At 57.4% G+C, this 10,259-nt stretch carries 9 protein-coding genes and 1 pseudogene; 1 reads left to right on the top strand and 9 read right to left on the bottom strand.

Annotated features, from left to right (window positions below):
- Positions 1–189: 189 nt before the first annotated feature.
- The 9 genes from KBZ33_RS20265 to KBZ33_RS20305 all read right to left on the bottom strand — a co-directional run bounded on the left by KBZ33_RS20265 (position 190) and on the right by KBZ33_RS20305 (position 7,800).
- Entirely contained in the window at positions 190–555 is a 366-nt protein-coding gene (locus KBZ33_RS20265; protein ID WP_254955253.1) for an AbrB family transcriptional regulator, read from the bottom strand.
- Between the two features lie 80 nt (positions 556–635).
- Complete coding sequence (locus tag KBZ33_RS20270) at positions 636–1,280, bottom strand: thermonuclease family protein (RefSeq protein WP_254955254.1); 645 nt, start codon at positions 1,278–1,280, stop codon at positions 636–638.
- Between the two features lie 308 nt (positions 1,281–1,588).
- Positions 1,589–4,702 carry a bluetail domain-containing putative surface protein gene (locus KBZ33_RS21725; protein ID WP_254955255.1) on the bottom strand — a complete coding sequence of 1,038 codons (3,114 nt, stop codon included), beginning with the start codon at positions 4,700–4,702 and terminating at the stop codon, positions 1,589–1,591.
- Between the two features lie 572 nt (positions 4,703–5,274).
- The gene (locus tag KBZ33_RS21730) at positions 5,275–5,859 is read right to left on the bottom strand and encodes an ATP-dependent RecD-like DNA helicase (RefSeq protein ID WP_254955256.1); all 585 of its coding nucleotides are present in this window, start codon (positions 5,857–5,859) and stop codon (positions 5,275–5,277) included.
- A gap of 11 nt (positions 5,860–5,870) precedes the next feature.
- Positions 5,871–6,116, bottom strand: a complete 246-nt coding sequence (locus tag KBZ33_RS20285; protein ID WP_254955257.1) for a hypothetical protein — start codon at positions 6,114–6,116, stop codon at positions 5,871–5,873.
- A gap of 51 nt (positions 6,117–6,167) precedes the next feature.
- The gene (locus KBZ33_RS20290; protein WP_254955258.1) at positions 6,168–6,422 is read right to left on the bottom strand and encodes a DUF1651 domain-containing protein; all 255 of its coding nucleotides are present in this window, start codon (positions 6,420–6,422) and stop codon (positions 6,168–6,170) included.
- 2 nt (positions 6,423–6,424) lie between these two features.
- Complete coding sequence (locus tag KBZ33_RS20295; RefSeq protein WP_254955259.1) at positions 6,425–6,931, bottom strand: hypothetical protein; 507 nt, start codon at positions 6,929–6,931, stop codon at positions 6,425–6,427.
- Entirely contained in the window at positions 6,928–7,206 is a 279-nt protein-coding gene (locus tag KBZ33_RS20300) for a galactose oxidase (RefSeq protein ID WP_254955260.1), read from the bottom strand. The genes KBZ33_RS20295 and KBZ33_RS20300 overlap by 4 nt, the downstream gene beginning before the upstream one ends.
- A gap of 444 nt (positions 7,207–7,650) precedes the next feature.
- A complete protein-coding gene (locus KBZ33_RS20305) occupies positions 7,651–7,800 on the bottom strand; it encodes a hypothetical protein (RefSeq protein WP_254955261.1) in 150 nt (49 codons plus the stop codon).
- 295 nt (positions 7,801–8,095) lie between these two features.
- Between KBZ33_RS20305 and KBZ33_RS21735 the strand changes: the two are divergent.
- Positions 8,096–10,259: pseudogene (locus KBZ33_RS21735) on the top strand (hypothetical protein); the annotation flags it as partial.

A 10,259-nucleotide genomic window follows, 5' to 3' on the forward strand; every position in this document is an offset into this window, starting at 1 on the left:
ATTGGGGATAGCGCACGCCCCGGCGCTTGCGGCCCTCAGGAAGCGACTGCAGAAAGCCGATCAGATCAGAAGGCGACGCGGGCTTGGACAAGAGAGAGGAGCAATCCAACCGAGGACAGCAGCCCAATAAAGGCACCGCAATCGGCCTTGTGACTGACTTTCAGTCGGCCCTGCCCGCTGCCGGAGGGTTCACTCCTCCTCGTCAGCCCCTCCGGCGGGCACCAGGCGGATCTGCTTGCGACCGAGCTTGATCTCGAACTCATCGCCGGGCCTGAGATCGAGCATCGCGGTGTAAGCCTTTCCCACCAGCAGGTTGCCGTTGCCCTGCACCGTGGCGACATAGCTCAAGCTGCGGCCACCCTTGCCGTTGCCACCACCGTCCCCGAAGCTCACGCCCTTCGCCTCCAGCAGGGCCTCATAGAAGGCGGTGAAGTTCAGCCGTTCGCTGCCGTCCTTCTTGATGCTCACATAGCCGGCGGCTCGCACCAGATCGGACTTGGAGGCATCGCCCAGCTCCTTGACTTTGGCGAGCAGTTCAGGTCCTGCGAGGGCCATGTTGGTGCAGCAACGGTTAGCTGGACCATAACGAAGATGCAGGTATCAGCCAGAGCAGCAAGGTGCGGTTGTCCGACCCTTCAGCGCAGCGCCTCGCAGGCTTCGCCATCACTGTCTCCATCCAGGTAGGTGTGACCTTGCCGCAGCAATTCCTGGGCATGCTCCCAAGACCCCACGGTCCTGCAGTACCACCGCCTTCCTGAACTGCTCCCTGAAGTAGACCCGCCGTTGATGATCGTGAGGTTCACCGGCCGCTGAGGTCTTGGCACCGGCTGGCTCTGCAAACCCCGCCTGGCAGCCCTGAAGTCCCAAGGGCGCTCGATGCCGCCTGCTAACCGCCAGACACCGAGCCGATAGCGCTCGGCCAGTCGCTCCCGATCGAGGTAGGCCCACTGGTCGCACTGGTGCAGGTACTGGCGATAAGCGAAGGCGTTGCCTTGCTGGACCAGGCTGAGGCCGGCATTGGCGCCGTTCTGGGTGAACACCTCAGCGACGGTCCGTCCAAAGCGGTCTTTGGTCTGGGTTCTCAGCGTGACCGTGGACCCGACCGGCAGCAGTTGTTGGAGGGCGTCTCGGGCCTGCTGGCCGTAGGGGGCCTGAGCCCTCTCGGGGGCGTCGATGCAGGCCACCCGGATCGTGATCTTCCTCCCGGCTTCTTCGACGCGCAAGATGTCGCCATCGCCTACGGAGATCACCGTGTCTGCTTCAGAGGCTAATGCCACCATTAGAGGAATGCACAGAGGGAGTGTTTGCCAGGCGTGCCATATGATCCCCGATGAATGGTGGCAGTAGCTTAGCTTTCAATAGGTTCGGCAATTGGTCAGCTGGAGCCCAGGAGCATCACGTCTTAAAGGGTATTGGGGTTAGGGATGCATTACCGCTTCCTGCACCTCGGGGAATGGGCACTGTGATACCTGCACCCATCACAGACCTTCCTGAAAGCGAATATTACTCTGGCCTTGGCCAGTGCCGCATCAGCCCACTTGAAGTTGGTCACAAATCAATGGGGAAAAGACGGCCGTCATAGCCGCTTCTATGCCGTGGCGAAGTTGCCGAGTCCCAAGGTGCCCACCAGTCCGGTGACCTCGACGATGGCATCGGTGGTGGCCGAAAACCCCGCCGTGGCGTCGTTGATGGCCACGAACGTGCGCAACGCAGGCCCGGTGCCAAAGGTGAAGGAGGCAGCGAAATTGCCCAGGAAGGTCCCAGCGGTGAGCTTGGCTGCAACACCAGAGCTGTTGAGGGTCGTAACGGCGCCTGCAGACAGGAAACCAGCGCGAGCCACGGGAACAAGCAACTTGTCTCCCCCGGCGGCTGCATTGAAGTCAGTGATGCGATCAAAGGAATTGTTGGCGGCGCCCAACAGAGATTCGTTCAAGACCCGGTAATCGAATTTGTCGACCCCGCCAAGCCCCGTCAAGGTGTCTTTCCCACGATGCCCCCTCAGCACATTGGAGGTGTTGTCTCCTGTAATCGTATCGTCGAAGGTGGATCCAATGACATTTTCAAATCCGGTAAGATTGTCAAAGCCACCTCCACCGGAGGCCGAACCGGCCACGAGGCTGATCGTCACCGCTGCGTTGGCGGCGGTGGCCAAGGAATAGTTTACTGTATCGATACCACCAAGACCATCCAAGAAGTTGTCTCCAAGATTTCCCGTTATCTGGTTCGCCAGTTCATTGCCAGAAGCCGTGAACGCGATGAACGCGGGCGTTGAGCCTGTAACAACAAGATTCTCGACATTGTCGGGAAGCGTGATGGAAAAAACAGAACTTGCATCAACTGAGATTATATCGATGCCTTGATTGAGCTCTTCCTTGATGGGCGGATTGGGGTTGCCAGGGAAAGAGAAGATAGATTGAGTGACAATATAGGTGTCATTGCCAAGCCCGCCGATCAGCTGATCACTACCTCCGCCACCATTGAGGATATTGTTGCCACTGTTTCCCCTGATGATGTTGTTCCCAGTATTGCCAGTCCCGTTAATGTGAATATTGGCTGCTCCGGTGAGTGTCAGGTTCTCAACGCCATTGGGCAAGACGATCGTCTGGCCAGCGGTTCCGGTCTTCTCCAGGGTGTCGGTGATCGTTACGGTTGCCTGGGCAAACCCCGGCGCCACCACGGCATTGATGGGATCCGTCAGCAAAACCTGGAACGTCTCATCCGGTTCGGCAAAGGTGTCATCAAGAATCGGGATGGTGATCTTTGCCGTGGTCTGGCCAGGGGCGAAGACAAGGGTTCCCGTGGTTGCTGTGTAGTCTAAGCCAGGAATAGCATCACCTCCCGAGGAAGGATTCAAGGTCTGGTACTTGACACTGACTGTTGAAGCACTGGCGGCGGATAGAGTGACGGTGACCGTTGCCGACTGAGGTGATGACAAGCCCTCCACCACCTTGACGTTGGCGGCAGAGAGGATGGGTTTGGTGGTAGGTTTCATCAGCAGCAGCGAGTTGCCAATTTGCTGACCGAATGTGGTGCTGTTGTATTCAGCACGCTCACGCAAGATCTGATTGCCGACGATATCCAGATTCAGTAGTCCGTAGCTGAATTCAGTCGAAGTCAGCTGGGTCGTGGATGGGGTTACGCCACTGCCATCGTATAGAAAAAGGGCAGATGTACCACCAAGTCCAGAGGTGGCAGTCTCTGAATACACGAGCCGTTTTCCAACCAGCTTGAATGTGGAAACGGCATTGGGAGTTCCAATATTCACGGTGGAACTGCCATCAAACAATCTCAGCTGACTGGAGACACCACCTGCCGGCAAGGTTTTGTACTCATTCCAGGCAATCCAGGTGGAGCTGCTCTGCAAGCTCACAGGGGTGGGCTGGAAAATCAGATCGCTGTCCAGCGTGGTGAATACCTTGGTGGTCGTGTTATAGAACTTGATAGAGTAGGTGCTGGATCCTGGGTTGAACACCACGTAGGCCAGGTTGTTGCCGCACAAAACCACATCCAGAACGTCCTCGCCTGTGGTGATCTGCGAACTGGTTGTGCCATTGTGATACCAGAGATTCGTCTGAGATCCCGTCCAGTTGAACCAGGCCACCCGGTTACCGGCGATCACAGGATCGTAATCGTCGGTGTTGTTGCTGGAGAGGGCTTTTGTTGTGGTGCCGTTATTCAAGAAGATGTCATAATCAGTGCCATCCCAGGCAGCCCAGATGAGGTTTCTGCCCGAGAGCTGCATCGACTCTTCATCAAAGGCGTTGTTCGTTAGTTGGACATTGGTAGTACCATTGCGGCGAAAGATCTCGTTGCTGTTGGCTCCTACTCCCTTCCAGGCGATGGTGGATCCATCAACGATGGGCGCAAACTCGCTGGTGGCTGTGGTCGTCAGCCGGGTGGTAACGCCTGTACTGTACTGGTAGATATCACCCTTTTTCGCATAGACGACAGTCCCTCCAGAGATGTCAAATTCCATCCCCTTTTTCGCATAGACGACAGTCCCTCCAGAGATGTCGAATTCCATCGAGCCAGCGTAAGCCTCATTGGCAATAGCCTGCTTGTTGACTCCATTGTAGAGATAGAGGATGATGTTGCTGCCTGAATTCTGAGTCCAAGCAGCATTGAGACCAGAAATCAGATAGAAAGAAGTGCCCGAACCAAAGTTGTTGAGGTTGCTCTTGTTGATGAGCACACTTTCATACACCACAGGCACAGCCATTTCCACGGCGAGGGCCTGACCATTCAGCACAATGGTGCCGCTGTCGTTCTCGGTGGTGATGCGCTGAAGATCCTTGGCCGTAGGCGTGAGGCCACGGGCTCGCAGGGAAAACAACTCCCCCTCATCCCCTTTGGTATCGGTGGTGTTAACAACTGCGTCCACATAGTGGCCGATCTCCTCCAGCAGCACGGCCTTGACTTCGTTTGCCGTAGCTATTGAGAGGAAGCGATCGGAAACATAGATCGTATTGGCGTCTTTCGAGTAGGCCGCATTCGCTCTGCCCAAGACAGAGGTCGTCGTTACGACGATTTTGGGAATCTGGGTAAAGTCTCGCTCTTGCCACTGCTTGCGAATAGCTTCTGCAAGGCCTGAATTGTAGTTGGTGCCAAAAACGCCTTTAAATATATCCCAGAAACTACTTTTCTTCGCCAGAAAGGCGAGATCGTCGTAGGCGGCGCTGAGTGGGCTCTTGAGTAAGTTCACTGGCTTGTACGGGGTAGGTGGAACTGGACTTTAAGAACTCTTAATACTACTCACTTATTTGCAGAGCATCATCTAGGAAACTAACTGCGTTGAGACGATATTGTCAAGGAGTCCTTCACGATGCATGCATCCGATCGACCTGGAAGGCAGGGCTGAGTGAGCAACTGGCCAATTCGTCCATCACGGCCTGATCCCCGCCATGGTGAGCAGCGTGGCGATGCCGTGGCGCTGAAAGTCCCCCTCCTCCTCTTTTTTGTGATGAAGGGCTGCGCACAGGCCTCCTCATGGTGCGGGTGGCCTCAAGGGCTCCGCAAATCCGCCTCTTGTTCATTGGCTCGGCTTCGGTTCGCTTGCAAGGACGTTGCGGACTCTCGACCACGCCCTTCTCCAAAGCGATGAGCTCGCGACAGTCGATGTTATCTAGTTTGGTCTTGAAGCTCTCTGGCTTTCCAGCGCAGCCCCAAAGGTGTTCTTGCCACTGGGTCAGGAAGCGTGGCCCAAGGTGTGGCCCAAGCCTCTTCTCTGATGGCTCCAGAGTCCTTGCAATGACTGACTTCTTTAGTAGGGCTTGCCTAATTGCCGTACGTCTTGAAAATCCGCACGGCCCGGGCCGTGCCGACCCCATGGCTGTGCAGGAAGACCATGATTTCGCGCACAACCTTCTGATCGGCCCAGGCCTGGCTGATCCGCTGGCCCCGCACCGGGCCGATGCCAGGTACCTCCCGCAGGCGTTCGGGGGTCTGCTCGATCACCTCGAACACCTGATCGCCGAACACCGCCACGAGCTTGCTGGCGTAGATCGGGCCGATGCCGCGGATCATTCCCGAACCCAGGTACTTTTCGATCCCCTCGGCGGTGGTGGGCGCCGAAGCCCTGAGGAACGCCGCCTTGAACTGCTGGCCGTGCTCGCGGCTGTTCACCCAGGTGCCGCTGACGGTTACCCACTCGCCGGCGCTGATCTCGGCGGCGTGACCCACCACCGTCACCAGGTCGCGATGGCCGCGGGCCTTGATGCGCAGCACGCAGAAGCCGTTCTCGGCGTTGTGGAAGGTGACGCGCTCGATCGATCCCGCCAGCACCTCAGTGGGCTGCGGACTGGCCTGGGAAGGATCGGTGGGAGACGGTCGCGGCAGGGCGGGAGTGGCCTGTGGACTCACCTTTGCAGGGTTCAGCCTTGGGAGTGGCGCAGGGTGCGCCAGCTGCCGCTCTCGGTGCTCACCTCCAACCCAAGGCCAATCTGGGAAGTCGCTTCGCCAGGGGGCTGTTGCTGCTGCCACCAGTCGGTGGCGAACGCCCAGGCCTCCTCGATCGAATCGAAGTGCTCATCGAGCTCAAGGTGGGGGTGGCCGTGGTGATCCACCAGGCGGTAACGCCGTGGCTGGTGGCTGCTGCTCATCGGCAAAGAGTGGGCCATCGGTTCTGGATCAGCTTGGTGGGAATGGCTCGCTCAGGGCAGTCACGGTGATCACCACTGGGGGCTGCACTGCACCCAGCCCGCCTGGCGTTTCTCAGCCCAGAGCTTGAGGGCCTCCGCCCGAGTCAGCTCCTGGCGTGATTTCAGCAACGGGATCTCCTGATCCGCGAGCAGTTCACCGCTGGTGATCTCCAGCAATTGCACTTGGCGCTCCCAGCGGGTCGGGCGAAAGCGCAGCACCTGGTGGCCATGGATCAGCCAACCCTCCTGCGGGGTCAGGGGGACGCGCGTGGGTCGCTGGCTCATGCCTATCGGAGCCTGGCCTCGATCAACCGACAGCACTCCTGCACATCACCGGTGCTCTCCACTCCCTCGCTGAGCGAGCAGAAGAACTCACGCCACAGCGTCGGCACTGCCAGCAAGATCATCGGCCGGCCGCCGTTGAGCGCATGGGCGGCTTCTGAGGCTGTGCCGGGGCCACCACCACCGCAGATCACCACCACATCGGCGCTGAGCACATTGATGACATTGCGGGCCTTGCCCATGCCGGTGAACACGGCCAGATCCAACTCCGCTGTGTGCTGCTTGTCGGCACCGTTCCCCTCATCCGGCAGCACCCCCACCACCAGGTGCCCCTCCACCCGCGACGCGCCGCGGCTGGCCGCTGCCATCACCCCCGTCGGGCGGCCACCGGTGAGCAGCACCCATCCCCTGGAGCTGATGCACTCCCCCAGTTCCTCGGCCAGGGCCACGGCCTCAGCCGAGGCGCCCTCTCCGGCACCCATCACACCCACCACCGCGCGCCGGCTGCTCATCCCACCACCGGGCACCAGCCCCGCTGGCGCGTCATGTCTTGAGTCCAACCCTGGCAACGGCGGGTGAGGTGCTCCCCGTGCACGAGCAGACCCTGGTGCAGCTGACAGGTAAGCACAGGGATGCAGTTCACCCCGGCGTGGTGGCGAAACCAATGGCAAGTCATGCAGACCGTGCGGCTGCGGCTGGCCAGCAGCACGGTCACATCGAGGTAGGGCCAGTCCTCGATGGGCTCGTCGCGTGACGCTGCAGTGCGCGAGAGGCGGGTGCTTGCCATGTGCGCAGCAGCAGTACGTGAGTACCGGTTTAAGCGGGTGCTCCACAGGACAGCAGGTGTCGCGGAGGCCCCAGGTCGAGCCGCATGGGTCCGACCTGAGCCACAAACACCAGGCGCGTAAGACGCAGTTCCCTGTTGCTGCAGTGGTTCTGAGGATTCTTACGGCTTACGTGTCTTGCAAGGAGCTGCTCCTGAAAGGGGACAGGCAGCAGCACGCAAGCAGACGCTTCTGCAGAACAGGCCCCAGATCGTCCTGCTACCGCAGTCGCGGGCAGGCCCCGCGCCAGCCGTGACCTGCCCCACCCAGCCCGGCGGCGGCGAGGGGCTCCAGAACCACGCGCGCGCAAGGGTGCGGGACCGGGCTGTGATTGCTCATGTTGCCCCACGCGGCTTTGGGCTCCGGACGCCGCCCGCACTCGCGCAGCCCTTGCGCCGTGTGACACCCTAAACCCCCGCCGCCGGGTGGTGGTAGGTGGGCGCGGAAAGCTCCAGGGTCCTGCAGACATCGGCGACGGTCTGGCTCTGGTTGAGCAGCTTCTCAGCGATGCGCTGCTTGAGGATGATCTGCTGGGGGGTGTGGCGCTTGTGTTTCATGGAGCTTCTCCTGGCCAAGTCTGGCCGGTAGGGTGGCTCTCATAAGGGCTGGTTCAGTTTCTGGGGTCCACGTCATTCATCCCAGCCAAAAACTTCTCACTTTAGGTTCGCTTCTTGGCTGTGGCCTGCTCGTAGTCACTGTAGCTGAGCCACTTGCCGCCAATAACCCCAACCCATAGCTGCGATCACAAAGCCGCTTTCCTGTGAGAGGGATGAATCTCCAAAGCCTCCGTATCATTAACTCACCAAGCTCAAGTTGAGATATGTTGAGGAAAGATCTTGACTATGGCGGCATTTGGCGGATCCAAGTATGATCTCAGAATCATTTCATAGCAACAATCACAACATGCCAACGGTAACAGTAAAAGTCGCGGACCGTGGTGCAGTTCTATCTACAGGAGGAACATCGTCATTTGGCCATATGTGGTACACAATAGACGATGGGAACGGTGGGAAGAAATCATACGGATATTCCCCCAAGCAAGACGGAGCACCCAGAGGACCAGGCAAGGTCGGCAACAATGACGACACTTTGTATCAAAGCAAAGTGTTCTCTCGAAACATTGAGATATCGCAAGAGCAATATGATAAGCTAAAGCAGTTTGGCGATAGCAAGGCAGTCAATCCAGGCATATACAACGGACTATCAAATAGTTGCATTGATTTTACCTGGAAAGCACTGGAGGAAGCTGGACTTAACCCGAGCGGATTTGAAGGAGATATTCTGCCTAGCTCCAACATAGATGATGTTGAAAGAATCAACACCCCTGCCCTCGGCAAGGATTTGACTCCATTATCCGACAGTGACCTTAGAGATATAGCTGACTATGTAGGTGACCGCATGGGTTTGCCGCCCAGAGCTTTACGTGATTGGATTGACAATTCCGGAGATCGTTTTGCCGAGGCTCTTCGCGACCAACTCCGCCGTCTGATAGATCCAATTGTTCTTGACTTGGATGGCAACGGGATTGAGCTCACGCCGCGGGCGTCGTCTAATGTTTTCTTCGACATGGATGGTGATGGCATCAAGGAGCAAACGGGTTGGGTAAAACCCACGGATGGCCTGCTGGCAATTGACAATAATGCCAACGGGCAAATCGATAACATCAATGAGCTGATTGGAGATCTAGGCCGCTCTGGCTTTGCGGAATTGCTCACCTATGACCTTAATAATGATCGAATTCTTAATGCGAATGATTCAGTCTGGTCGCAGTTCCGTGTGTGGCTTGATGCCAATAGCAATGGCGCTACAGACGCGGGCGAATTGCGCACACTCGCTTCGTTAAACATCCGATCTATCGATCTGAAATACACAGCTGTGAACTTCACAGCAGAAGGCAACCGAATTCACGAACAGTCGATCTTTGAATATACAAATGGTTCCACTGGCTTGATCGCAGATATATGGTTTGATGTCTCAAATGTTACTAGTAACTCCTCCGTTGGTTTGACGGGAAATATCACCATTGACAATCTGCCTGACATACGCGGGCAAGGCGATGTCAGATCGTTACGCTCTGTCATGTTGGCAGATGGCGCCCTAGCCACATTGGTTGCCGGTTTTGTTTCGCAGAACCTCGCTAATCTTGCCAACGCCCGCAACCAGACTGAGCAAATTTTATACCGATGGGCCGGTGTTCAGACCGTTGACCCGTCTTCACGAGGTGGATTGTTTGATGGTCGAAAGCTGGCGGCACTAGAAGCCTTTCTAGGCACCGAGTTTAGCGTACAAGGCATTCGAAACCCGAATGCACAGGCCGTTGGCAGCTTGACAGCCTCTTGGAATGGTCTTGTCGATGGAATCCTAGCCAGGCTGTTGATGTCTGGCCCATTGGGTAATGCCATGGCAGATAGTGCTGTCTATATGCCTGAGATCGATAGACTTCTGACCCTTCTGACACCTCCGGAGCTGTTGACTGAATTCAAGATCAAAGCTCCGGCTGGTGACTCAATTGCGATAGCGGGGTATTGGGCCGCCGTTCTGCCGCTGGCTCGGGAAATAACTCAGGACGTTGGAGGAGATCCAGAATCGGCAGCCTTCATCGCAGCAGTATCTGGAGTCTTGCAAAACATTGGACTTGCACCTTTTGCTGATCTCCTCGCTGAGGGTATCATTCCATGGAACACAGCCAACAACGTGCTGGAAAGTCAAGGCGTGTTTCGCCTGACTTCTGGCAATGACACCGTTTGGCTTGGAGCTGATCGTCACGTGGTGTTTGCTGGCGGTGGGAATGACATTGTGTCTAGTAGCTCCGATAGTTCCCAATCACAGCATCTTGATGGTGGTGTTGGTAATGATCAGCTGTTTGGCACAGCGGGTGATGACTGGTTGGATGGCGGCGCCGGAGCCGACACGCTGATTGGCGGGGTAGGGGATGACACCTACACGGTTGATGATGCGGGCGATGTGGTGATTGAGGGTGCCAGTGGCGGGGAAGATCAGGTCCGCTCGTCGGTCT

The sequence above is a fragment of the Cyanobium sp. Cruz-8D1 genome (assembly GCF_024345975.1).
Classification (GTDB): Bacteria; Cyanobacteriota; Cyanobacteriia; order PCC-6307; family Cyanobiaceae; genus Cyanobium.